The 22,812-nt window shown below is 70.6% G+C and carries 22 protein-coding genes; 13 read left to right on the top strand and 9 right to left on the bottom strand.

Translation table 11 applies throughout. From position 1 onward, the window contains the following. The first annotated feature begins 36 nt into the window (after positions 1 to 36). Positions 37 to 1,272, top strand: a complete 1,236-nt coding sequence (locus tag ACWFRU_RS31970; RefSeq protein WP_453691560.1) for a polyamine ABC transporter substrate-binding protein — start codon at positions 37 to 39, stop codon at positions 1,270 to 1,272. A 65-nt stretch (positions 1,273 to 1,337) separates the two neighbouring features. Here ACWFRU_RS31970 and ACWFRU_RS31975 read toward each other — a convergent pair whose 3' ends face one another. Then, positions 1,338 to 1,805, bottom strand: a complete 468-nt coding sequence (locus ACWFRU_RS31975) for a hypothetical protein (protein ID WP_453691561.1) — start codon at positions 1,803 to 1,805, stop codon at positions 1,338 to 1,340. Positions 1,806 to 1,939: 134 nt separating this feature from the next. On the opposite strand from ACWFRU_RS31975, the gene ACWFRU_RS31980 reads away from it, so the two are divergent. Further along, entirely contained in the window at positions 1,940 to 2,752 is an 813-nt protein-coding gene (locus ACWFRU_RS31980; protein WP_453691562.1) for a hypothetical protein, read from the top strand. Next, complete coding sequence (locus tag ACWFRU_RS31985) at positions 2,749 to 3,447, top strand: class F sortase (protein WP_453691563.1); 699 nt, start codon at positions 2,749 to 2,751, stop codon at positions 3,445 to 3,447. The genes ACWFRU_RS31980 and ACWFRU_RS31985 overlap by 4 nt, the downstream gene beginning before the upstream one ends. 45 nt (positions 3,448 to 3,492) lie before the next feature. On the opposite strand, the gene ACWFRU_RS31990 is transcribed toward ACWFRU_RS31985, so the two are convergent. Next, a complete protein-coding gene (locus tag ACWFRU_RS31990; RefSeq protein WP_453691564.1) occupies positions 3,493 to 4,746 on the bottom strand; it encodes a serine hydrolase domain-containing protein in 1,254 nt (417 codons plus the stop codon). Positions 4,747 to 4,854: 108 nt separating this feature from the next. Continuing rightward, positions 4,855 to 5,226: a winged helix-turn-helix transcriptional regulator gene (locus ACWFRU_RS31995; protein WP_453691565.1), complete on the bottom strand. Its 372-nt coding sequence runs from the start codon at positions 5,224 to 5,226 to the stop codon at positions 4,855 to 4,857. 81 nt (positions 5,227 to 5,307) lie between these two features. Here ACWFRU_RS31995 and ACWFRU_RS32000 point away from each other — a divergent pair, with 81 nt between their 5' ends. Further along, a complete protein-coding gene (locus ACWFRU_RS32000) occupies positions 5,308 to 6,021 on the top strand; it encodes an NADPH-dependent F420 reductase (RefSeq protein ID WP_453691566.1) in 714 nt (237 codons plus the stop codon). On the opposite strand, the gene ACWFRU_RS32005 is transcribed toward ACWFRU_RS32000, so the two are convergent. The 3 genes from ACWFRU_RS32005 to ACWFRU_RS32015 are packed head-to-tail and all read right to left on the bottom strand — an operon-like array spanning position 6,008 to position 7,996. After that, positions 6,008 to 6,175, bottom strand: a complete 168-nt coding sequence (locus tag ACWFRU_RS32005; RefSeq protein ID WP_453691568.1) for a hypothetical protein — start codon at positions 6,173 to 6,175, stop codon at positions 6,008 to 6,010. The two genes, ACWFRU_RS32000 and ACWFRU_RS32005, sit on opposite strands and share 14 nt — an antisense overlap. Before the next feature lie 31 nt (positions 6,176 to 6,206). Beyond that, positions 6,207 to 6,914, bottom strand: coding sequence for a glycerophosphodiester phosphodiesterase (locus ACWFRU_RS32010; protein ID WP_453691569.1), 708 nt, complete (start codon positions 6,912 to 6,914; stop codon positions 6,207 to 6,209). A gap of 20 nt (positions 6,915 to 6,934) precedes the next feature. Beyond that, positions 6,935 to 7,996 carry an adenosine deaminase gene (locus ACWFRU_RS32015; RefSeq protein ID WP_453691571.1) on the bottom strand — a complete coding sequence of 354 codons (1,062 nt, stop codon included), beginning with the start codon at positions 7,994 to 7,996 and terminating at the stop codon, positions 6,935 to 6,937. Positions 7,997 to 8,479: 483 nt separating this feature from the next. On the opposite strand from ACWFRU_RS32015, the gene ACWFRU_RS32020 reads away from it, so the two are divergent. Continuing rightward, positions 8,480 to 8,809 (top strand): DUF4190 domain-containing protein, encoded by a 330-nt coding sequence (locus ACWFRU_RS32020; protein WP_453691572.1) that lies wholly within the window; start codon positions 8,480 to 8,482, stop codon positions 8,807 to 8,809. Positions 8,810 to 8,989: 180 nt separating this feature from the next. On the opposite strand, the gene ACWFRU_RS32025 is transcribed toward ACWFRU_RS32020, so the two are convergent. Then, entirely contained in the window at positions 8,990 to 9,571 is a 582-nt protein-coding gene (locus ACWFRU_RS32025; RefSeq protein ID WP_453691573.1) for an NADAR family protein, read from the bottom strand. 176 nt (positions 9,572 to 9,747) lie between these two features. On the opposite strand from ACWFRU_RS32025, the gene ACWFRU_RS32030 reads away from it, so the two are divergent. From ACWFRU_RS32030 to ACWFRU_RS32060, 7 genes are all read left to right on the top strand, one after another. Continuing rightward, positions 9,748 to 11,250: a gamma-aminobutyraldehyde dehydrogenase gene (locus ACWFRU_RS32030; RefSeq protein ID WP_453691575.1), complete on the top strand. Its 1,503-nt coding sequence runs from the start codon at positions 9,748 to 9,750 to the stop codon at positions 11,248 to 11,250. Positions 11,251 to 11,303: 53 nt separating this feature from the next. Continuing rightward, the gene (locus tag ACWFRU_RS32035) at positions 11,304 to 12,548 is read left to right on the top strand and encodes an ABC transporter substrate-binding protein (protein WP_453691577.1); all 1,245 of its coding nucleotides are present in this window, start codon (positions 11,304 to 11,306) and stop codon (positions 12,546 to 12,548) included. A gap of 54 nt (positions 12,549 to 12,602) precedes the next feature. Further along, positions 12,603 to 13,763 (top strand): ABC transporter ATP-binding protein, encoded by a 1,161-nt coding sequence (locus ACWFRU_RS32040; RefSeq protein WP_453691579.1) that lies wholly within the window; start codon positions 12,603 to 12,605, stop codon positions 13,761 to 13,763. After that, positions 13,760 to 14,695: an ABC transporter permease gene (locus ACWFRU_RS32045; RefSeq protein WP_453691581.1), complete on the top strand. Its 936-nt coding sequence runs from the start codon at positions 13,760 to 13,762 to the stop codon at positions 14,693 to 14,695. Before ACWFRU_RS32040 ends, ACWFRU_RS32045 begins: the two co-directional genes overlap by 4 nt. Next, on the top strand, positions 14,695 to 15,498 hold the full coding sequence (locus ACWFRU_RS32050; protein ID WP_363212607.1) for an ABC transporter permease: 804 nt from the start codon (positions 14,695 to 14,697) through the stop codon (positions 15,496 to 15,498). Before ACWFRU_RS32045 ends, ACWFRU_RS32050 begins: the two co-directional genes overlap by 1 nt. A gap of 34 nt (positions 15,499 to 15,532) precedes the next feature. Next, the gene (locus tag ACWFRU_RS32055) at positions 15,533 to 16,951 is read left to right on the top strand and encodes an NAD(P)/FAD-dependent oxidoreductase (RefSeq protein WP_453691583.1); all 1,419 of its coding nucleotides are present in this window, start codon (positions 15,533 to 15,535) and stop codon (positions 16,949 to 16,951) included. Between the two features lie 132 nt (positions 16,952 to 17,083). Then, entirely contained in the window at positions 17,084 to 17,560 is a 477-nt protein-coding gene (locus ACWFRU_RS32060; protein ID WP_453691584.1) for a hypothetical protein, read from the top strand. A 31-nt stretch (positions 17,561 to 17,591) separates the two neighbouring features. Here the strand turns inward: ACWFRU_RS32060 and ACWFRU_RS32065 are convergent, their stop codons facing one another. Beyond that, the gene (locus tag ACWFRU_RS32065) at positions 17,592 to 18,296 is read right to left on the bottom strand and encodes a phosphatase PAP2 family protein (protein WP_453691585.1); all 705 of its coding nucleotides are present in this window, start codon (positions 18,294 to 18,296) and stop codon (positions 17,592 to 17,594) included. A gap of 380 nt (positions 18,297 to 18,676) precedes the next feature. After that, on the bottom strand, positions 18,677 to 20,011 hold the full coding sequence (gabT, locus tag ACWFRU_RS32070) for a 4-aminobutyrate--2-oxoglutarate transaminase (protein ID WP_453691586.1): 1,335 nt from the start codon (positions 20,009 to 20,011) through the stop codon (positions 18,677 to 18,679). A gap of 310 nt (positions 20,012 to 20,321) precedes the next feature. On the opposite strand from gabT, the gene ACWFRU_RS32075 reads away from it, so the two are divergent. Next, positions 20,322 to 22,697, top strand: a complete 2,376-nt coding sequence (locus tag ACWFRU_RS32075; RefSeq protein ID WP_453691587.1) for an ATP/GTP-binding protein — start codon at positions 20,322 to 20,324, stop codon at positions 22,695 to 22,697. Positions 22,698 to 22,812 lie beyond the last annotated feature (115 nt).

Below are 22,812 nucleotides of genomic sequence, written 5' to 3' on the forward strand. Positions count from 1 at the left end.
TTGCCTGTACGTGACACGCAGGCGCATGCTGCCGAAGTGCGAGCGAATCCCAGTGCCTCCTCAGCGTCCCGCCGGTCGGTCTCTCGCCGGTCGGTCTCCCGTCGGCCGGTCTCCCGCCGGTCCCTGCTGCGTGCCCTCGGCGGCGGGGCGGCCGTCAGCACACTGGCGGGCTGCGGCGTGCCCGCCGCGTACATCGCTCCCGGCGATCGTGCCGCGGGGGACCGCTCGCGGCGGGACAAGACGCTGACCTTCGCCAACTGGCCGCTCTACATCGACACCGACGACGATGACGCGACGAAGCGGCCCTCGCTCGACGCCTTCGAGAAGCGGACCGGCATCGACGTCCGCTACACGGAGGAGATCAACGACAACGACGAGTTCTTCGGCAAGATCAGCCCGTCCCTGATGAACCATCAGGAGACCGGCCGCGACCTCATCGTCATCAGCGACTGGATGTGCGCGCGCTTCGTGCGGCTCGGCTGGGTCCAGGAGATGGACCGCGCGCGGCAGCCGAACGTCACCAAGTACCTGGACCCGCTGCTGCGTTCACCGCACTTCGACCCGGGGCGCAAACACACCGTGCCCTGGCAGTCGGGCATCACCGGCATCGCGTACAACAAGCGGGCGCTGGGCCGGGAGATCAAGCACGTGTCCGACCTCTGGGCCGGCGATCTCAAGGGCAAGGTCACGCTGCTCTCCGGCCTCGACGAGGCGTTCGCGCTGCTCATGCAGGGCGACGGGGTCGACATCACGAAGTGGAAGGCGGACGACTTCCACCGCATGTGCGACCGGGTGGAGAAGCTGGTGGCCTCGAAGCACGTCCGCCGCTTCACCGGCAACGACTACATCAAGGACTTGTCGAGTGGCGACGTCCTGGCCTGCCAGGCCTACAGCGGTGACGTCATCCAGCTCCAGGCGGACGACCCGGACATCGAGTTCGTCGTCCCCGAGGAGGGCGCGGAACTCTGGGCGGAATCCCTGATGATCCCGAACCTGGCCCGCCACAAGCAGAACGCGGAACGGCTCATCGACTACTACTACGACCCCGAGGTGGCCGCGGAGCTCGCCGCCTGGGTCAACTACGTCTGCCCGGTGCCTGCCGCGCGGGACGTCCTCGCCTCGTCCAAGGACAAGGAGCTGGCGGCCCTCGCCGAGGACCCGTTGATCTTCCCGGACGACGCGATGCGGGGGCGCCTGGCGATCGCGCGCGACATCACGTCGAAGGAGCGAACGGAGTTCGCCAAGCGGTGGAACGCGATAGCGGGGTTGTAGAAGCCCCGTAGCCGCCGCTGATCAGGCACCGAGCCGGCGCTGCGCAGGCACCGCGCCGCCGCTGATCAGGCACCGCGCCGGCGCAGAGCCTTCCGGACGGCGTCGACCCCGTCCTCGCACAGCATCCCCCAGTACTCCAGCTTGTCCGTCACGGTCATCCGCACCGACTGCCACTTGAACCAGAGGGGAAGCTGCCGGAACGGCACGAAACCCAGGGTGTCCCTGAGGGCGTGCTCGGCGAAGCCACCGGGGCCCTCGGCGCGCAGCGCGGCGTACAGCTCCGGGGTGAGTGCGTTGTTGAGGCGGGCCGCGGTGCCCGCCGCGGTGTACGCGAACCCCCGCTGACCGTGGTCCGGCAACCCCATCGCCCGGATGATGCGGGGCGAGGCCTCCGCCAGCGTGCAGTTATAGGCGAGGCCGATGGCTGCCGTGCCGAGGTTGCGCTCGCCGCGGTCGTACGCCGCGTCCCACTCGGCGGGGTCGTCGAGGCCCAGCAGGCCTTCGCCGCTCTCCCAGTTCCAGTCGGCCGCCATGGCCATTGCTCCTTCCTGCCCGCCCGTGCGGAACCCCGTGCTCGATTTGAACACCCACGAGTCCCGTTCCGTTTCATAGGTAACTGCATGGCTCGTGCGGCCCTCCCGTCCGGGTGCCGCGGAAAAGGACGAACTTGATGATCAAGCGAACCGGCCTTCTCGTGGGGCTCGCCGCTCTGCCCGCCGCTCTCCTCACCGTGGTCGTCGCGTCCCCGGTGTTCGCGGCGGACCCTCCGGCCTACCAGATCGACCTGGCCCCGCTGAACGACTCCGGCTCCACGGGGACTGCCCTCCTGAGCCTGCGCGGCAACGCCTTGACCGTATGGATCAAGTCGGAGGGCCTGGTGCCGGGGCAGCCCTCGGCGCAGCACCTGCACGGTTCCACCGACGGGCACGACTTCCAGTGCCCGGACGACGGCGACGACACCAACGGCGACGGCGTCCTCAACAACACCGAGGCCACCGTCCACTACGGCGACATCAACATCTCGCTGACCGAGTCCGGTGCCACCGACGCGGCCAGCGGTCTCGCCGTGGACCGGATGCCGGTGGCCGACGCGCAGGGCAAGGTCTCCTACAAGCGCACCATCACCGTGGGGCAGGACGTGGTCGAGCACATCAAGGACCTGCACATCGTGCAGCACGGCATCGACCCCAACGACAACGGCAAGTACGACTTCGAGGGCGCCGGCAAGAGCGAACTCGACCCGAAGCTTCCCCAGGAGGCCACCGCTCCGACCAACTGCGGTGTGGTCAAGGGCGCGGCCGTCGGGTCCGTCCCCATCGGCGGGGTCGAGACCGGAGGGGACGCGGAGGACCGTACGTCCACCGGTGCCGTGACCGGAGCCGCCGGGGCCGCGGCGGTGGCCGCCGCCGGGACGCTGGTGCTCGTCAGGCGGCGCATGATGACCCCCGCCGTCGTCGCGAAGACCGGGGACGCCGCGTGAGCCGCTCGGCCTGGCGGGCGTGGACCGGGCTGCGACGCGCCTCCTCGGCCGTGGTCGCCGCCGTCGCGGCGGCCCTGGTGCTCACCGCGTGCGCGGGCCCGGACGACACCGCCGCCGCGCCCGCCCCACCCCGCCAGAGCGCGGCGGGGGAGGGCACGACGGGGGACGGCACGACGGGGGATGGCACGGGTGATGGACCCACGCCGTCGGCCGGATCGGGCAAGGACGCCCCCGAGGCCCTGGCCCGGTCGGTTCCGCAGCGCGTCGCCATCCCCTCGCTGGGGGTGTCCAGCGCGCTGGAGACGCTCGGGCAGGGCAAGGGCGGGGCGATGACGACGCCGAAGGACCCCGACCTGGCGGGCTGGTACGAACCGGGCCCCACCCCCGGCTCCAAGGGCCCGGCGGTGATCGCGGGCCACGTGACCTGGAACGGCGCGGACGCCGTCTTCAAGAAGCTGAAGTCGATGAAGGCCGGGGACACGATCGAGGTCACACGCGAGGACGGCAGGACCGCCACCTTCGCGGTGGACCGCGTCGAGGAGTATCCGAAGAAGGAATTTCCCACCCTGGAGGTCTACAAGAACATCGACCACGCGGGGCTGCGCCTGATCACCTGCGGCGGAGAGTTCGACGCGGACCGCAACTACTACCCCAACAACGTGACGGTGTTCGCGAGCATGACGGGCGTCGCGTAGGCGCGGCGTGCGGCCCAGGATCAGCCCCCGGGGCCCGGCCCGGTCTCAGCCCCTCTTCATGGCCGTCAGGGCGATCCGCTCGGCGACCGGGTTCATGTCCTTCCCCTTGGCGTCGGTCGCGTTCACCGAGTAGACGAGGGTCCGGGAGCCGTCCTCGGTGGAGGCGATCATGTTCGTGTAGCCGTAGCGGGAGCCGGTCTTGAGCCAGACCACCGTGTCGTCCTCCAGCTCCATCCGCTGGAGCCCCGCGCCGAACATGGCTTCGGGGGCGCCCGGCGCCAGCTTCGGCAGGGTGAGCATCTCCTTCAACTGCGGCTCGGGCAGGACCTTTCCGTCGAACAGCGCCTGCGTGAAGACCTCCAGGTCGGCGGTGGAGGAGATCATGTCGCCCGCCGCGAAGCGGTCGTACTGGTTCCACTCGGTGATGTCGACGAGCCGGGTGGTGCCGTCCGGCTGCTTCACGCTCTGGTAGCCGCGGTTGTGCGGACCGCGGATGCGGAGGTCGGTCCCGGGGAAGTAGGTGTCGCGCATCCGCAGCGGCTTGAAGATCCGCTGCGCGGCCTGATGGGCGTACGAGTCCCCGGTGACCCGCTCGATGAGCATGCCGAGCACGGTGTAACCGATGTTGCGGTAGTGCTGCTCGTCGCCGGGCGCGTGCTGGGGCCCCTTGGAGATGGCCGACGCGACGACCTTCCGGTAGTCCAACGTGTCGAAGCGGTGGGCGTATTCGTCGTCGAAGCCGTCGCCCGAGCGCAGCCCGCTGGTGTAGTTGAGGAGGCTGCGCACGGGGATGGGCTTGAACCTCTTGTCGGGGTCCTGCTGCTTGGCGTCCTGCCGCTTCGGTTCCTGCTCCTCCGGGAACAGCTCCGGCATGTAGTGCTGCACCGGCTTGTCGAGGTCCAGTTCGCCGTCGGCGGCCAGTTGCAGCGCCACGGCGGCCGTCACGATCTTGGTCGCCGATCCGGCGCGGAAGCGCCCGTGCGGATCGGCCTTTCTCTCCGTGACCAGGTCGTGTACGCCGGAGCTCCCGCGCCACGTCCCGTCCGTGCCGCCGACGCGGACCAGGGCGGCGGTCGCGTCGGCGTTCGGGAGGCCCTTGATCGCGGCGCGCAGGGCCTTGCCGTCCGGCGCGGGCCCCTGGGAGGCGACCGCCGCGGGCGGGGTGTGCGCCTGCGCCAGGGCGGGGACGGACGCGGCGCCGGTGAGGCCGATGACGAGGGCGGCGGCGAGAGCGGTACGAGCGCGCAACTGCACGGTGTGACTCCAGGAGGGCTGCGGTGCGGAAGGTGTGCCGTCCATCCTGGTGAGCCTGCGGGCAGGCCGGATCATCATTGGGGAGGGGTGAGGGCCCGGGGAATCCCGAGGGGGCAAGCCCCGCGTAGATAGGGGGAGTTGGCGGGTCTTCCCCTAGGGGGCCTCGGCGGCGGGACGGCCCTCGGCGCGCTCCTGCGCGGCCATCACCTCGTCGCCGTGGTCGAAGGCCCACGCCCCGAAGGCCTCGATCGGGTCGAGCAACGTACGCCCCAGGGCGGTGAGTTCGTACTCGACGCGGGGCGGCGACTCGGCGTACGACCGGCGCGAGACCAGGCCGTTGTACTCCAGGCGGCGCAGGGTCTCGGTGAGGATCTTGGGGCTGATGCCGCCGATCAGTCCGCGCAGCTCACGCGGGCGGCGCGGGCCGTGCCGCAGGGCCCAGAGCGTCACCGCGTTCCAGGTGTTGGCGAGCAGGTCGAAGGCGAGCCGGGCGCGGCAGTCGGCGAGCAGATCGTCGTTCGTCACGTACCGAATGGTGCCCGAGCGCTTTCCTACTGTCGTCCCGTACCCCGATGGATTGGGGCACAGGACGAGAGGGAGACAGGCATGCGCATAGGCATCATCGGTACGGGCGCCATGGCGGACGCGCTCGGCACGCAGTGGGTGCGCGCGGGGCACGAGGTGCTGGTCGGCGGGCGGGACGAGGGCCGCGCGGCGGCGCTCGCCGCCCGCATGGGTGCGGCGGGGCACGGAACACCGCGTGCGGCGGCCGAGTTCGGGGACGCGGTGCTGCTCGCCCTGCCCTACGCGGCGGGGGCGTCCGTCGCGGATGAACTCCAGGCGGCCCTGCGCGGGCGGGTGTTGATCGACTGCTCCAACCCGGTGGGGCCGGGCTTCGTCCTGCTCACCGAGGGCGGCCCGTCGGCCGCGCGGCGGCTCGCCGACGCCGCGCCCGGAGCGCGTGTCGTCAAGGCGTTCAACCTCTGCCACGAGGACGTGTGGCGGATGGACCCGCCGGTTTTCGACGGCAGGCCGCTGGCGGTCCCGCTCTGCGGGGACGACGAGGGCGCCCTGGACGTCGTACGGGAACTCGTGCGGGACGCCGGGTGCGCGCCGTTCGCCGCGGGCGGCCTGGAGCGGGCCGGTCTGGTGGAGGCGACGGCGGCGCTGCTCATCGGGCTCTGGGTGGGGGAGGGGGCGGACGCGCAGGCCATCGCGCCCCCGCTCGCGTATGCCACGGGTGCTCCACGGGCCGCGTCCGCCGCCGCCGACGTCACTGCGGCCACTGGTGTCACCACCGCCGCCGTCACTTCGCCATGAGCAGGATGACGAGGACGATGCCGACCAGGAGCGCGATGGTCAGCATGAGGCCCACGGGGTGCCGTGGATTGAGGTGATGGCCGCGATAGCCCCGTTCGTCGCGCTCGTACACGAAGAGCGGCTCTTCCCGCTTGTCGTCGTCGCTGTTCCCCATGCACCACAAGCTAGTTGAGGAAACCGTTCGGCTACGAGAGCGCGCCGTCGGGCCGCATGTCCTGGGCGCGCAGGGCGTGCAGCGTGTCGACGCGGTTGGTCGTGATCGCGTCGACGCCGATGTCGATGAGCCGGCGCATCGAACGCCTCGTGTCCGGCGTCCACGCCGAGACGAGCAGCCCCTGGCGCTGCACCTGCGTGACCAGCTCGCGGCCGAGCAGCGAGAAGCGGTAGTTGAGCCAGCGCGGCTTGATCGCCTCGAGCACGGCGTGGCGCGGCGGGGCCAGGCTCGTCCAGGTCAGGGCGATCTCGGCGGCGGGGTCCGCCGCGCGCACCGCGAGCATCGTCCGGGCGCCCGCGCAGTAGTACACGCGCTCCGACGCCCCGCAGTCGGCGACGGCCCCGACGACCGCGCGCACGGACTGTGGTGTGGCGCCCGGCAGATCCAGCATGAGCCGGTGGCCTTCGGTCGCCGCCAAGGCGTCCTCAAGGGTGGGTACGCCGTCCTCCGTGAGGCCGCGCACCTCGTCCGCGGAGAGCATGGACAAAGGGCGGTCGAATTCCCACAGGCGTTTGAGGGTCGCGTCGTGCAGCAGGACGGGTACGCCGTCTCGGCTGAGACGGACGTCGATCTCCACCGCGTCCGCGCCCCGGTCGAGCGCGGAGCGCAGGGACGGGAGGGTGTTCTCGCGGACGCGGTAGGGATCGCCTCGGTGGGCCACGGCTGTCACGGTGCGCATGGGCCCATTGTGCTGCCGCGCTAGGGGGCGAGCCAGGTCCGCGTGTACGTGTCGATCTCCTCGACGAGCTTCGCCTTGCCCGCCGGGTCGAGGAACGAGGCGTCGACGGCGTTCTTCGCCAGGTCCGCGATGCCCCGCTCGTCGAGGTCGAGGAGGCGGGCGGCGATCGCGTACTCGTTGTTGAGGTCGGTGCTGAACATCGGCGGGTCGTCGGAGTTGATGGTGACCGGGACCCCGGCGGCGACGAACTGCTTGATGGGGTGCTCGTCGAGGGTGGCGACGGCGCGCGTCGCGATGTTCGACGTCGGGCAGACCTCGAGCGGGATGCGGTGCTCGGCGAGGTGGGCGAGGAGCTTCGGGTCCTGGGCGGCGCTGGTGCCGTGGCCGATGCGCTCGGCGCGCAGGTCGGTGAGGGCGTCCCAGATGGTGCCGGGCCCGGTGGTCTCGCCCGCGTGCGGGACGGAGTGCAGGCCCGCGGCGATGGCACGGTCGAAGTACGGCTTGAACTGCGGCCGGGGCACGCCGATCTCGGGCCCGCCGAGCCCGAAGGAGACCAGGCCCTCGGGGCGCAGCTTGTCGGTGGTCGCGAGCCTGGCCGTCTCCTCGGCGGATTCAAGACCTGCCTCGCCGGGGATGTCGAAGCACCAGCGCAGTACGACGCCGAGGTCCGCCTCGGCGGACTTGCGGGCGTCCTCTATGGCGTCCATGAAGGCGCGGTCGTCGATGCCGCGCCGCACGGAGCTGTAGGGGGTGACGGTCAGCTCGGCGTAGCGGATGTTCTGCCGGGCCATGTCGCGGGCGATCTCGTACGTGAGCAGGCGTACGTCGTCCGGGGTGCGGACCAGGTCCACGACCGACAGATACACCTGCACGAAGTGGGCGAAGTCCGTGAACGTGAAGAAGTCGGCGAGCGCCTCGACGTCCGTGGGCACCTTGGAGTCGGGGTGGCGGGCGGAGAGGGCCGAGACGATGCGGGGAGATGCCGAGCCGACATGGTGCACGTGCAGTTCTGCCTTGGGCAGTCCGGCGATGAAGGCATGCGGGTCGCGTGGCTCAGGGGTGCTGCTGCGCGGATCGGTCACGGTTTCCTCCCCAGGAACGGAATTGATCGGCTGATCGGTGGGTCGGGGATCATCGTAAGTGGCGGGCCCGCGGCCCAGGCGGTGGCCGTAGCATGACGGAACGTACGAAAGAGGTGACACGGGATGTCCGAGGGGTCGGCAGGGCCGGGCGGGTCCGAGGGGCACAACCCCTGGGCTCCGCCGGAGGATGACGCGGGGCGGGTGCCGCTGGAGAAGCGGGATCCGTGGGCCGCGCCTCCCGCTCCCGCGCCGTCTTCCTCCGCTGCGGCCGGCCAGGGTGAGCCGGTGCCGCCGCCTCCGATCGGGCCCGAGGGTCCGGGGCAGGTGCCTTACGGCTACCCCGGGTTTCCGGGGGCGGAGCCTGGGCCGGGGCCGCAGGGTGGCGGGGCTCCCGGGCCGGGGCCGGGGCCGCAGGGCTACCCCGGATATCCCGGTTACCCGGGCCACCAGGGGCAGGGCCCTCCCGGGTACGGCTGGCCCGCGATGCCGATGGCGCCCGCCAACGGGATGGGCGTGGCCGGGCTGGTCCTCGGGATCGTCTCCGCGGCGGTCTTCTGCCTGTGGCCGCTGGCGATCGTGCTCGGCATCCTGGCGATCATCTTCGGGGCGATCGGGCGGGGCAGGGCGCGGCGCGGCGAGGCGACGAACCCCGGACAGGCGCTGGCCGGGATCATCTGCGGGGCCGCGGGCATCGTGCTGGGCGTGGCCCTGCTGATCGTGCTGATCGTGGTGCCGGACGACGTGTTCGAGGAGGAGGACGGGTCGGCTCCGGGGGGCGGCAGCTACTCGGCTGCTGCGACTCCGGGTTCCTGAGCCGTTCTTGCCGGGCGGGGGCGCGTTGAGCGGTCCTGCGAGGGGCGCCCCCCACAGAGGAAACCCCGCCCTGTCCCAAGGCGTACCGCCAAGCCCCCCCGTCAGAGGGACCCCCGCCAGAGGGAAGCCCCCCGCCAGGGGAAACTGCCCCCGCCCCAAGGCGTACCGCCAGCCCCCCCGCTAGCGCAGCCGCTCCCGTGCCTCCATCAAGGCGAAGCCCAGCAAGTTCGGGCCGAGCCACTTCTCCGGGTCGTGGGCCCGCTCGTCGTCGGCCGCCAGGCCTATGCCCCAGATGCGGTCCACGGGGCTCGCCTCGACCAGTACCCGCGACCCCGTACCGACCAAGAAGGAGGAGAGCGCGGGCGTGGACGCGAACTTGTGCACGCTGCCCTCGACCACGACGCCGAACCGCTCACGCGCCCATATCGTCTCGTCGAAGCCCCGCACCAGCCGCCCCTCCTTCTTCGCCTCGGCGGGCGTACGCGCGGCGAGGACCGCTGCCTCCGCCTCCGCGTCGGAGAAGAGGCGGGCCTTGGCGGCCATCATCCAGTGCTCGGCCGTTCCGTACTCCACGCCGTCCACGGTGAACGGCGACAGCCACCACTGGCTCAAACAGCTCGAACCGAGGGTCCCGTCCCGCCGCGGCCGGTGGCCCCAGAAGTGCAGATACTTCACTCTCTCGCCCGCTCGCACCGACGCGACCAGCGTGTTCACCGAGTCGATCTTCGTCATACACGGGAGTCTGGCACGCACCACTGACATTCCGTCCTGGGTTTTCCAGGACGACTCGACACCTGGTCGACAGATTCCGTCGCGTAACCAAAAGGCAACAACGGAATCACTTGTTGGAGTACCACTGCTCTGTCAGGATCGGCACTCAAATCGATCTGGAGCTACGCCGACCCCCTGGGACGGGGGCGACGGCGGAGGAGAGCGTCATGCACAACTTCCAGGCGCAGGACCACTTCGCGGAAGGCGCGCAGTACATCGCGGGACGGCTGACCAAGGGCACCTCAGGGCGCTCCCACGCCGTCGTCGACCCGGCCACCGGCGACGAGATCCACCGGTACGAACTCGCGGGCGAGAAGGACGTCGACGCCGCGGTGGCCGCCGCCGCGCACGCCTTCCCCGAGTGGGCCGGCGCGACCCCCGGCGAGCGCTCCGACGCCATGCACCGCTTCGCGGGCGTACTGGCCGAGCGCGCCGAGGAGTTCGCGCAGGCCGAGTCGCTCCAGTGCGGCAAGCCCATCAAGCTCAGCCGGGAATTCGACGTACCCGGCACGGTCGACAACGCCGCCTTCTTCGCGGGCGCCGCCCGGCACCTCCAGGGACAGTCGGCCGGCGAGTACTCCGGCGACCACACCTCGTACGTACGGCGTGAGCCCATCGGTGTCGTCGGGTCCATCGCGCCCTGGAACTACCCCCTCCAGATGGCCGCCTGGAAGGTCCTCCCGGCCATCGCCGCGGGCAACACGATCGTCCTCAAGCCCGCCGAGCTCACCCCCTTCACCTCGCTCCTCTTCGCGCAGGCCGCCACCGAGGCGGGCATCCCGGACGGTGTCGTCAACATCGTCAGCGGGGCCGGGCGGGACGCGGGGGAGCGGCTCGTGGGCCACCCCGACGTCGCCATGACCTCCTTCACCGGGTCCACCGGCGTCGGCAAGCGCGTCGCCGAGATCGCCACCTCCACCGTCAAGCGGCTGCACCTGGAGCTCGGCGGCAAGGCCCCGTTCGTGGTCTTCGACGACGCCGACCTCGACGCCGCCGTGCACGGCGCGGTCGCGGGCGCCCTCATCAACACCGGGCAGGACTGCACGGCCGCCACGCGCGCGTACGTGCAACGTCCGCTGTACGACGCCTTCGTGGAGGGCGTGGCCGAGCTCATGGAGAGCGTCCGGCTCGGCGACCCCTTCGCCGAGGACACCGACCTCGGACCCCTCATCTCGCACGTACACCGCGACCGCGTCGCCGGTTTCGTCGACCGGGCACGCTCCTACGCGCGCGTGGTCACCGGCGGCGAGGCCCTCGACCACCCCGGGGCGTTCTACCGGCCCACTCTCATCGCCGACGCCGCCCAGGACAGCGAGATCGTGCAGTCCGAGGTCTTCGGGCCCGTTCTCGTGGTGCTGCCGTTCGACTCCGACGACGAAGGGATCAGGCTCGCCAACTACACCCCCTACGGACTCGCCGCCTCCGCCTGGAGCCGTGACGTGTTCCGCGCCAACCGCGCGACCCGCGAGATCAAGGCGGGCTGCGTATGGGTCAACGACCACATCCCGATCCTGAGCGAGATGCCGCACGGCGGATACAAGGCATCCGGCTACGGCAAGGACATGTCCGCGTACTCCTTCGAGGAGTACACGCAGATCAAGCACGTGATGTTCGACAACACCGCGGTCGTCCGCAAGGACTGGCACCGCACGATTTTCGGGGACCGATAGCCGATAGGCCGCCCGACCAGCGGCCCCATCCTCCCGAAAGGGCAACCAAGCGCATGGAGCAGTACGAGCCCGACCCCCTCTCCCCGGCCCAACTGGCCGCCATGCACCGCAGCCTCAGGAACGGCAGGGCCTCCCTCACCCGCCGTTCGCTGCTGCGGGCCTCCACGAGCGGCGCCCTCGCCATCGGTGGCCTGGGGGCACTCAGTGCCTGCGGCATCCCGGCCGCGAGCAAGGGCCAGGGCGACGTCTCGTCCGAGGACCACTCGGACAAGGAGAAGCGCATCACCTTCTCCAACTGGACCGAGTACATGGACGTCGACGACGACGAGCGCCGCCCCACCCTGGACGCGTTCACGAAGCGCACCGGGATCAAGGTCAAGTACACCGAGGACATCAACGACAACGTCGAGTTCTTCGGGAAGATCAAGCCGCAGCTGGCGGCCGGTCAGGACACCGGCCGCGACCTCATCTGCGTCACCGACTGGCTCGCCGCCCGGCTCATCCGCTTCGGCTGGGTCCAGAAACTGGACCCCGCCAACCTGCCGCACGCGTACACCAACCTGGCCGCCCAGTTCCGCAACCCGGACTGGGACCCCGGGCGGGCCTACTCGTACCCCTGGACCGGCATCTCCACCGTCATCGCGTACAACAAGAAGGCGACCGACGGCGAAGAGATCACCTCGGTGTCGCAGCTCCTGGACAACCCCAAGCTCAAGGGGCGTGTCGGGTTCCTCTCCGAGATGCGCGACAGCGTCGGCATGACGCTCATCGACATGGGCAAGGACCCGGCGAAGTTCACCGACGACGACTTCGACGCCGCCATCGCCCGCCTCCAGAAGGCCGTCGACAAGAAGCAGATCCGCCGCTTCACGGGCAACGACTACACCTCGGACCTCGACAAGGGCGACCTCGCCGCATGTCTGGCCTGGGCCGGAGACGTCGTACAGCTCAAGGCCGACAACCCGGACATCGACTTCCACATCCCGGACCAGGGCTACATCACGTCGACGGACAACCTGCTCGTCCCGAACAAGGCACGCCACAAGAGCAACGCCGAGCGGCTCATCGACTACTACTACGAGCCCGAGCCCGCCGCGCGTCTGGCCGCGTACATCAACTACGTCTGCCCCGTGGACGGTGTGCGCCCCGAGCTCGCGAAGCTCGACAAGGACGCCGCGAACAACCCCCTGATCCTCCCGGACAAGGAGATGGCCGCGAAGTCGCACGGGTTCCGCTCGCTGACGCCGAAGGAAGAGACGGCGTACGAGGAGAAGTTCGCCAAACTCACCGGTTCCTGACCCCTCAACACCCCCCTCGACTCCTTCGGCCGCTCTCGACCCCCTGGACGCACCATGACGACTGCTACAGAACACGGCGGCGACGTCCGCCTCACCGGGATCAGCAAGACCTACGGCTCCTTCAAGGCCGTACGCCCCCTTGACCTCACCGTGCCGCAGGGCTCCTTCTTCGCGCTGCTCGGCGCGTCCGGCTGTGGCAAGACCACCACGCTCCGCATGATCGCCGGACTTGAGGAGCCCAGCACGGGCACCGTGCACCTGGGCGAGCAGGACGTCACGGCGCTGCCGCCGTACAAGCGGCCCGTCAACACGGTCTTCCAGTCGTACGCGCTCTTCCCGCACCTCGACATCTTCGAGAACGTCGCCTTCGGCCTGCGCCGCCGCGGCATCAAGTCCGTGAAGGGCAAGGTCGGCGACATGCTCGACCTCGTCCAGCTCGGCGAGCAGGCCCGCAAGAAGCCGCACCAGCTCTCCGGCGGCCAGCAGCAGCGCGTCGCCGTCGCCCGCGCCCTGATCAACCACCCCAAGGTGCTGCTCCTCGACGAGCCGCTCGGCGCCCTCGACCTCAAGCTGCGCCGCCAGATGCAGCTCGAACTCAAGCGCATCCAGACCGAGGTGGGCATCACCTTCATCCACGTCACGCACGACCAGGAGGAGGCCATGACGATGGCCGACCAGGTCGCGGTGATGAACGCGGGCCAGGTCGAACAGCTCGGGGCCCCCGCCGACCTCTACGAGAACCCCCGCACCACCTTCGTCGCCAACTTCCTCGGCACGTCCAACTTCATAGAGGCCGAGATCGCGGGCCGCAGCGGCGACGACCTCACCCTCAAGGCCGGCGACGGCAAGCTCACGCTGCCCGCCGCGCGATGTACGGCGCCGACCGCCACCGGCGGCAAGGTCATCCTCGGCGTACGCCCCGAGAAGATCTCCCTCACGCACGCCGACGACGCGGGGGAGATCCCGGCGGGCCGCAACCGCATCACGGGCCGCATCGCCGACAGCAGCTTCATCGGCGTCTCGACGCAGTACGTCGTCCGCAGCCCCATCTGCGACGAGTTCGAGGTCTACGCCCAGAACATCGAGCGCGACACCCGCCTGATCCCCGGCGTCGACGTCGTCCTGCACTGGAACCCCGCGCACACCTTCGGCCTGGACCCCGCCCAGGACATCGAGGCGGGCGTCGAGAAGGTCGAGGAGGACGCCTCCGCATGACGACCACCCTCACGAAAGCGCCCCCGCCCCCGGCGAACGAACCCGAGGAGGCGCCGCGCAAGTCCCGCAGGCGGGGCCGCCTCGTCCCCTACTGGCTGCTGCTCCCCGGCATCCTCTGGCTGCTCGTCTTCTTCGCGCTCCCGCTGGTCTACCAGGCGTCGACATCCGTCCAGACCGGTTCCCTCGAAGACGGCTTCAAGGTCACCTGGCACTTCGCCACCTACTGGGAAGCCCTGACCGACTACTGGCCGCAGTTCCTGCGCTCGGTGATGTACGCGGGCTCCGCCACGATCCTGTGCCTGCTGCTCGGCTACCCGCTCGCCTACCTCATCGCGTTCCGCGCGGGCCGCTGGCGCAACCTCATCCTGGTCCTGGTCATCGCGCCGTTCTTCACCAGCTTCCTCATCCGTACGCTGGCGTGGAAGACGATCCTCGCGGACGGCGGGCCCCTCGTGGGAGCCCTCAACACGCTGCACGTCCTCGACGTCACCAGCTGGCTGGGGGTCACGGAAGGCGACCGGGTCCTCGCCACACCGCTCGCGGTGATCTGCGGACTCACGTACAACTTCCTGCCGTTCATGATCCTGCCGCTCTACACCTCCCTGGAGCGCATCGACGGCCGGCTGCACGAGGCGGCGGGTGATCTCTACGCGAAGCCGTCCACGACCTTCCGCAAGGTGACCTTCCCGCTCTCCATGCCGGGCGTCGTCTCCGGGACGCTGCTCACCTTCATCCCCGCGGCGGGCGACTACGTCAACGCGGATCTGCTCGGCTCCACCGACACCCGCATGGTCGGAAACGTCATCCAGACGCAATTCCTGCGCATTCTGGACTACCCGACCGCTGCGGCGCTCTCCTTCATCCTGATGGCCGCGATCCTCGTCATGGTCACCTTCTACATCCGTAAGTCCGGGACGGAGGATCTCGTCTGATGGCTGCCTTCTTCCGCTGGCTCCGCGGCAAATTCGTCGTCATCGCGGGTCTGCTGACGCTCGCGTATCTGCTGCTGCCGAACGTCGTCGTGACGGTGTTCTCCTTCAACAAACCGAAGGGGCGCTTCAATTACGCCTGGCAGGAATTCTCGCTCGACGCGTGGAAGGACCCCTGCGGCGTCGCCGACATGTGCGGCTCGCTCTCGCTGAGCCTGCAGATCGCGTTCTGGGCGACGATCGGCGCGACCCTGCTCGGCACGATGATCGCCTTCGCGCTCGTCCGCTATCGCTTCCGGGCGCGTGGCGCGGTCAGCTCGCTGATCTTCCTGCCCATGGCGATGCCCGAGGTCGTGATGGCCGCCTCGCTGCTCACACTCTTCCTCAACATGGGCGCCCAGCTGGGCTTCTGGACGATTCTCATCGCCCACATCATGTTCTGCCTCAGCTTCGTGGTGACCGCCGTCAAGGCGCGCGTGATGTCCATGGACCCGCGTCTTGAGCAGGCCGCGCAGGATCTCTACGCGGGCCCCGTGCAGACCTTCGTCCGGGTCACGCTGCCGATCGCCGCACCAGGCATCGCGGCGGGCGCGCTGCTCGCCTTCGCGCTCTCCTTCGACGACTTCATCATCACGAATTTCAACGCGGGCTCGACGGTGACGTTCCCGATGTTCGTCTGGGGATCGGCGCAGCGCGGTACGCCCGTACAGATCAATGTCATCGGTACCGCGATGTTCCTGGTCGCCGTTCTCCTGGTGCTCGGCGGAATGATCGTCTCCAAGCGCCGCAACAAGCAGTCGGCATAAAGCCCCGCACGCCTCTCTGAAGGAGTTGGAAATCATGGCCCCAAGCGCCATGACCCGTTGGACGAAGTCGCTCTCGGAAGCCCAGCCGGTCTCGTACTGGCTGGACGATCCCGGCAAGCCGCGCGCCGAGCCCGCCCTCACCACCGACGAGCGGTGCGACCTGCTGGTCGTCGGCGGCGGCTACAGCGGACTGTGGACGGCGCTGATCGCCAAGGAACGCGACCCGGGCCGCGACGTGGTCCTGGTCGAGGGCCGGGAGGCGGGCTGGGCCGCCTCCGGCCGCAACGGCGGCTTCTGTGCCGCGTCCCTCACACACGGCATCGCCAACGGCCTGTCCCGCTGGCCCGGCGAGATGGCGAAGCTGGAGGAACTCGGCGCCCGCAACCTCGACGAGATCGAGGCGGCCGTCAAGCGCTACTCCATCGACTGCGACTTCGAGCGCACCGGCGAGATCGACGTGGCCACGCAGCCGCACCAGCTCACCGAACTGCGCGAGATGTACGAGGAGATGGCGGAGCACGGCCTCGCGGGCGGCTCCGAACTGCTCGACGCGGACGCCGTGCGCGCCCACGTCGACTCGCCGACCTTCCTCGGCGGCCTCTGGGACCGCGAGGGCGTCGCCATGCTCCACCCGGCGAAGCTCGCCTGGGGACTCAAGCGCGCCTGCCTGGAGAAGGGCGTACGTGTCTACGAGCACACGCCCGCGCTCCAACTCGCCTCGGCGGGCGCCGGGATGGCCGTACGCACCCCGTACGGCCGCATCCGCGCCCGGCAGGTCGCGCTCGCCACGAACATCTTCCCGTCCCTGGTCAAGCGCGTGCGCGCGTACACCGTCCCGGTCTACGACTACGCGCTGATGACGGAGCCGCTGACCGAGGACCAACTGGCGGCCATCGGCTGGAAGAACCGCCAGGGCCTGGGCGACAGCGCCAACCAGTTCCACTACTTCCGGCTCTCCGCGGACAACCGCATCCTGTGGGGCGGTTACGACGCGATCTATCCCTTCGGCGGCAAGCTGCGCGCCGAGCACGACCACCGCCCGGAGACGTACGCGAAGCTGGCGGGCCACTTCTTCACCTGCTTCCCGCAGCTGGAGGGGGTCCGGTTCACGCACGCGTGGGGCGGGGCGATCGACACGTGCTCGCGCTTCTCGGCGTTCTTCGGCACGGCCCACGCGGGACGCGTCGCGTACGCGGCGGGCTACACCGGCCTCGGTGTCGGTGCCACCCGCTTCGGCGCCGACGTCATGCTGGACCTGCTCTCCGGCGAGCGCACGGAGCGTACGTCCCTGGAGATGGTGCGCACGAAGCCGCTGCCGTTCCCGCCCGAACCGTTCGCGTGGACGGGCGTGGCCCTGACCAAGTGGTCGCTGGCCCGCGCCGACGAGAACGGCGGCAGGCGCAATCTGTGGCTGAAGACGATGGACAAGCTGGGCCTGGGCTTCGACAGCTGACGCGCGGCGGTGTCCGTCGGCCCTCTGTCGACGTTTCGTCAACAAGTTCCCGGAACCCGCGTAATGCTCCGGCCGGACCTCCCTCTCTCCTGTGACAGGCACAGTCGCCACACAGGAAGAGGAGGTCCCGCCATGACTGGCTCGGGCTCGGGAGCGAAGTCGGCGGTCGAATGGCTGGTGTCGGTGGCGCCGGATCCGGAGGCATGCCGCTGGGAGTGGGAGCGCAATCCCCTGGGGGTCGCGCTCCTGCCCGCGGGCAGGCTCTGGGACGTGCTCATCCTCCCCGGCGAGCTCGGCTACCCCACGCTCGACGTCCTCACCCGCTGCGTCGACCGCCCGGGCCCGGTGCTGGCCGACTTCGGCGACGCCCGCATGGGCTTCTTCGTGCCGGCGGGCACCGTGGCGCGCTGGGTCGGCACGGGGGTGCGTGGCGCGGGCAACGGCACGTGGATCGTCGTCCCCTACCCGGGCCGCACAACGGGCGGCGTCCGCTGGCTGGTCCCACCGGACGGCTCAGGCACGCTGACGGACCCGGCGGTCCTGGAACTCGCGATGCACGAGGCGGCGGCACAGCTGGCACCGCGGGACGGGGAGTCTCCTCATTCTTGACGGGACCTGGACGCTCGGAGAACTTCGGCGGCTACTTCGGCTGATCCGCGTCCGCTTCGGAAGCGGCGGGGCGGCGGCCGTACCGAGCGACGACGAGCAGCGCCACCTGCAGCACCATCCCGAACAAACACCAGCTCGCCACCACATCCAGCGGCCAGTGGTACCCGCGCCGGACGAGGCCGAGGCCTACCCCGAAGTTCAACAGGGCGCAGGAGATGACCAGTTCGCGGCGGGCGTAGGTGCCGGGCAGGTGCGGGAGGAGGAGCAGCGTCGCTCCGCCGTAGGCGATCATGGCGGTGGCTGTGTGGCCCGAGGGGTAGTAGCCGGTGCCGTCCATGCCGGGTGGGCCCGTGCGGTCGATGAGTTCCTTGAGCGGGATCACGAGGAGCGGGACCGCGGCCATGGCCACGGCGGTCGCCGCCGGGGCGAGCCACCAGCGGAACGTACCGGCCCGGTGGCCGCGCCAGGCCGCGTAGGCGATGGCGGCGGTGAGGACCGGGACGGCGATGGCCACCCCGCCCAGGTCGGCGAGGAATTCGGCGGCGCCGTCAGGGAGGCGGCTTCCGGTGATCCAGGGGCCGAGCCGCTCGTCCGCGTCGCGGAGGGGGCCGTCGGCGATCACTTGCCAGGTGATGAGCGCGAAGAGCAGCGCGCAGAGGCAGAAGAGGAGAGTGGACGGCCGCCCCGGAACAGGGGGGGTGGTTCCGAGGCGGCCGTCCTGACCGGTGTGCCGCACGCCCCGGGGGGTTTGGGACGGGCGGCCATCCGATCGGTGAGGAGTTCCGGAGCCAGTGACTCCGGGTGTGTGCGCGAGGGCACGACCAAGACGGGGCTGGGGAGGCTCCGTCCCGGTGTCGCCCACAGCTTCCTGTGGGCGGGGTGTTTCTCTCATCTGCAGAAACCGTACGTCAGCCGGTGGCGGCCCGACAGGCGGAACGGCAACCCGGCATGGGTCCCGCACACGTTCTTCACATGCCCTGACGGTCACCCCAGGTCACGGCTTTCGCGCCGCGCGCCGTACATACACGTCAGGGCATGTGCGGATACATGCGGAGCCGGGATCTTCCCCCTTTGGGGTGGTCCCGGCTCCGTCGGACGCTAGGCGCCGTACACGTCTCAGACGCCCGAGAAGGCGGCCTCGATGATGTCCAGGCCCTCGTTCAGGAGGTCCTCGCCGATGACCAGCGGCGGCAGGAAGCGCAGGACGTTGCCGTACGTGCCGCAGGTGAGGACGAGCAGGCCCTCCGCGTGGCAGGCCTTGGCGAGCGCCGCGGTCGCCTCGGGGTTGGGCTCCTTGGTGGCGCGGTCCTTGACCAGCTCGATGGCGATCATCGCGCCACGGCCGCGGACGTCGCCGACGATGTCGTACTTCTCCGCGATGGCGTTCAGGCGCGCCTTCATCGTGGCCTCGATGGCCTTCGCCTTGCCGTTGAGGTCGAGCTCCTTCATCGTCTCGATGGCGCCGAGCGCACCGGCGCAGGCCACCGGGTTGCCGCCGTAGGTGCCGCCGAGGCCGCCGGAGTGCGCGGCGTCCATGATCTCGGCGCGGCCCGTGACCGCGGCGAGCGGCAGGCCGCCCGCGATGCCCTTGGCGGTCGTGATCAGGTCCGGGACGATGCCCTCGTCCTCACAGGCGAACCACTGGCCCGTGCGGCAGAAGCCGGACTGGATCTCGTCCGCGACGAAGACGATGCCGTTGTCGTTGGCGAACTTCACGATCGCGGGCAGGAAGCCCTTCGCGGGCTCGATGAAGCCGCCCTCGCCGAGCACCGGCTCGATGATGATCGCGGCGACGTTCTCCGCGCCGACCTGCTTGCTGATCTGGTCGATGGCCTGCTTGGCGGCCTCGGGACCGGCGTTCTCCTCGCCCGTCGGCCAGCGGTAGCCGTACGCGACCGGGACGCGGTAGACCTCGGGCGCGAACGGCCCGAAGCCGTTCTTGTACGGCATGTTCTTGCTGGTCAGAGCCATCGTGAGGTTCGTACGGCCGTGGTAGCCGTGGTCGAAGACGACGACGGCCTGACGCTTGGTGTGCGCACGGGCGATCTTGACGGCGTTCTCTACGGCCTCGGCGCCGGAGTTGAAGAGCGCGGACTTCTTCGCGTGGTCACCGGGCGTCAGCTCCGCGAGCTGCTCGGCGACGGCGACGTACCCCTCGTACGGCGTGACCATGAAACAGGTGTGCGTGAAGTCGGCGAGCTGCGCGGTCGCCCGGCGTACGACGGCCTCGGCGCTGGCACCTACGGACGTCACGGCGATGCCGGAGCCGAAGTCGATGAAGCGGTTGCCGTCGACGTCCTCGATGATGCCGCCACCCGCGCGCGCCGCGAAGACAGGCAGCACGGAACCCACGCCACCGGCGACCGTGGCGGTACGGCGGGCCTGCAGCTCCTGGGACTTCGGCCCGGGAATGGCGGTGACGACGCGGCGCTCCTGCGGAAGTGCGGTCATGGGGTGCTCCTGGGGGTGGGGCGAGGCGGACGCTCGGTGCTTGTCTGCTTGCTTTCGTTGCTGCTTTCTTTCGCAGGTTAGGGGCGGAGGCCGGAGGCGGGCATGCTCCACGGGGGAGTTGTTCGGCGTGGCGCTTGTCCGTGGTGGACATAGCGGGGGAGGGGGCGGGGTGCGGCTTTCGTCCCGGTCGGGGAGCCGCGCCGGGGCGGGTGTTCCCCCAGGCCCCGGGCGCGTATCCGGTGAACTGCCCCTGTGGGGGCACTAGATTGACGGCTGAACCGACAGACCGGCAGGTCAGGGGGCAAGGGCCATGGACTCCGAAGGCACGCACGACGCTCGCGGTACGCACGCCACACCGGTGCCGCGACCGGCAGGGCCTTCCGTGCCCGCAGCGCCGCCGATGCCCCGGCGGCCGCCCGGCCCCGGCAGCGCAGCGTCGGTCGCCGACTGGCTGGCCGCGCCGCGCCCCGAGGCGATCCCCGGAGTGTGGCGCTACGCCTACCGGGCCCCCGCGCCCGAGGCCGAGACCGAGGGCGTCAGCCGACGGCTGATCGTCGGCATGGCGATCTCCGCCGTGCTCGGCCTGGTGTTCTGGTCGCTGTGGCGGCAGGGCAACATCCCCTATCAGTGGGCCCTGCTGAAGCTGTTCACGCCGGGCGACTGGTGGTGGGCGGGCAGCGCCCAGCCCAAGCAGTGGCAGGCCGAGGAGGCCCGGATCGTCTACGACGGGATCGTCTTCGGCGTGGTGCTGTATTCGGTGGGGCGGCTCGGCGCCTGGCCCGACGCCATCCGGCACTTCGTGGTGCGGCGCCCGCAACCCTCCCGTGCCGTGCTCGCCTCCGTCGCGGCGGTCGGCGTTTTGATCTTCGTCTGGCCGAGCGCCCTCGGGCTCGACGCGCGGCCGTTGCCCGTGGCCGACCCCGTCTTCTCCCTGGTCGCGCTCGTCGCGGGCCTCGAGATCTTCGCGTCACGGGTCCTCACCGACGCCCTGTACGTCCTGATCACCCTCGCGGTGCTGTGGCCCTTCGCCCGGATCGGCGGATGGTGGGAGGCGATCCGCGACGGCAGGGCCGCGGCGACACGCCGGCCCGCCTCCCCGCCGCCTCCGGCCGAGGCCCCCGCGCGCGGCCACTGGCCCGAGCTCCGCGCGGCGGGACACGACAAGGCCGCCGACCTGCTCTCCGCCGAGCTGCTCAGCGGACGCATGAACGACGTCGACTGCGCCCGCGTGACCCACGCCTGGCGCACGGCCGCCGCCGACCCGAACGCGCTCGCCACCTTCGTGGACACGGTCGCCCGCCAGGGCTCCGCCTCTTGGACCCACCCCTCGGGCCAGCGCGACCTGCCCGCCCGCAGCGCCGTCCACGACCTGCTCGTGGGCCAGGTCAGGATCGGCCGCTTCGCGAAGGACGAGCGCAATCCCTACGCCGTGCGCGGCGCCGGTGCCGCGCTCGACCCCGCCGTGCTCGGCACCTCGCTGCTCGCCGTGGGCCCCTCCGGCGCCGGCAAGACCGGCCGGCTCATGCGCCCGGTGGCCGAATCGCTCGCCCTGGGCGCCCTCACCGGACAGTGCGCGGTCGTCGCCGTATGCGCCGCGGGCACGGCGCTCGGCCCCGACACCGCGTACGACGTCGTGATCAGGCCGGGCGACCCCGCCTCCGTGCACGACATCGACCTGTACGCGGACTGCGCCGACCCGGACGAGGCCGCCGCCTTCCTCGCCGAAGGCCTGGTCGGTGACCTCGACGCCGTGGACACGCGGCGCGCCGCCACCAGCCTCGCCCAACTCCTCGGCCCCTACCGCCTCCTGCACGGCCGCTTCCCCTCCGTCCCCGTGCTGCGCGAACTGCTCGAAGGGGACCCCGTCGCGCTCGCCGCCCTGCAGGCCGGCCTCGGCGCGGACGAGCACATCGCCATGCGCCGCGAACTCGACGCCCGTATCCGCCAGTCCGGCTCGCCCAACGACCCGGGCCCCGCCCTGGCCGACCGGCTCGCCCTGCTGGACCGGCCCGCCTTCGCCGACTTCTTCGACCCCGGCGGCCAGGGGCACCCCTTCTCGATGCGCGCCGTCGCGCACCACCCGCTCCGGGTCAGGGTGGACCTGCCGGAGCACGGGCACGAGGAGGCGTCGAGGCTCCTGGCCAGGCTGCTGCTCGCCCAGTTCTCGTACGTCGCGCGCGGCAGCGCCCGGCGGTCGCACTTCGTCTGCCTGATCCTCGACGACGCCGCGCGCACCCTCACCCCCGAGAGCGTGCGTGCCATCCAGCGCCTGCGGTCGCTGAACGCGGGTGTGGTGCTCGGCCTGCGCACGATCGGCGAGGTGCCGGAGCCGCTCCAGGGGCCGCTCTACGCGGCGGTCGGCTGCCGGATGGCCTTCTCCGGCGTGACGACCTGGGACGGGCGCCGGTTCACCGAGGCCTGGGGCACCGAGTGGATCGAGACCAAGGAAGTGGCCCAGCACACCGTCTTCGCCGATCAGCCGATGACGCGGGCGCTGCACTCGCTGCGCAAGCTCGTCACCGGCAAGGCGGTCACGACCGACGCCGTGACCGTGCGCAAGGTCGAGCGCGAACGCTGGTCCGCCTCCGAACTGGCCCACTCCCTGCCCCCGGGCCACGCCGTCCTCTCCCTCACCGACGTACGCGGCGACCACGCGCCGCCGCTGCTGGTGGACCTCCGGGGGTAATCGCCGGGGGGAGCCGGTAGGGGTCTACGTACGGGGTATTCGGTCCCGTACGTACCGTACGGTGAGGCAGAATCGGCACAGGTCGTTCATACGTACCGGCCAAAAGATCCACATC

The organism is Streptomyces sp. NPDC055099, assembly GCF_053607685.1.

Bases quoted from the DNA above. Each gene is read 5' to 3' on its own strand.
- ACWFRU_RS31975 (WP_453691561.1), bottom strand. From the start codon at position 1,805: ATGGCGGCCGACTGGAACTGGGAGAGCGGCGAAGGCCTGCTGGGCCTC.
- ACWFRU_RS31990 (WP_453691564.1), bottom strand. From the start codon at position 4,746: ATGGACGGCACACCTTCCGCACCGCAGCCCTCCTGGAGTCACACCGTG.
- ACWFRU_RS32000 (WP_453691566.1), top strand. From the start codon at position 5,308: ATGCGCATAGGCATCATCGGTACGGGCGCCATGGCGGACGCGCTCGGC.
- ACWFRU_RS32005 (WP_453691568.1), bottom strand. From the start codon at position 6,175: ATGGGGAACAGCGACGACGACAAGCGGGAAGAGCCGCTCTTCGTGTAC.
- ACWFRU_RS32010 (WP_453691569.1), bottom strand. From the start codon at position 6,914: ATGCGCACCGTGACAGCCGTGGCCCACCGAGGCGATCCCTACCGCGTC.
- ACWFRU_RS32020 (WP_453691572.1), top strand. From the start codon at position 8,480: ATGCCGATGGCGCCCGCCAACGGGATGGGCGTGGCCGGGCTGGTCCTC.
- ACWFRU_RS32025 (WP_453691573.1), bottom strand. From the start codon at position 9,571: ATGTCAGTGGTGCGTGCCAGACTCCCGTGTATGACGAAGATCGACTCG.
- ACWFRU_RS32030 (WP_453691575.1), top strand. From the start codon at position 9,748: ATGCACAACTTCCAGGCGCAGGACCACTTCGCGGAAGGCGCGCAGTAC.
- ACWFRU_RS32035 (WP_453691577.1), top strand. From the start codon at position 11,304: ATGGAGCAGTACGAGCCCGACCCCCTCTCCCCGGCCCAACTGGCCGCC.
- ACWFRU_RS32040 (WP_453691579.1), top strand. From the start codon at position 12,603: ATGACGACTGCTACAGAACACGGCGGCGACGTCCGCCTCACCGGGATC.
- ACWFRU_RS32045 (WP_453691581.1), top strand. From the start codon at position 13,760: ATGACGACCACCCTCACGAAAGCGCCCCCGCCCCCGGCGAACGAACCC.
- ACWFRU_RS32050 (WP_363212607.1), top strand. From the start codon at position 14,695: ATGGCTGCCTTCTTCCGCTGGCTCCGCGGCAAATTCGTCGTCATCGCG.
- ACWFRU_RS32055 (WP_453691583.1), top strand. From the start codon at position 15,533: ATGGCCCCAAGCGCCATGACCCGTTGGACGAAGTCGCTCTCGGAAGCC.
- ACWFRU_RS32060 (WP_453691584.1), top strand. From the start codon at position 17,084: ATGACTGGCTCGGGCTCGGGAGCGAAGTCGGCGGTCGAATGGCTGGTG.
- gabT (WP_453691586.1), bottom strand. From the start codon at position 20,011: ATGACCGCACTTCCGCAGGAGCGCCGCGTCGTCACCGCCATTCCCGGG.
- ACWFRU_RS32075 (WP_453691587.1), top strand. From the start codon at position 20,322: ATGGACTCCGAAGGCACGCACGACGCTCGCGGTACGCACGCCACACCG.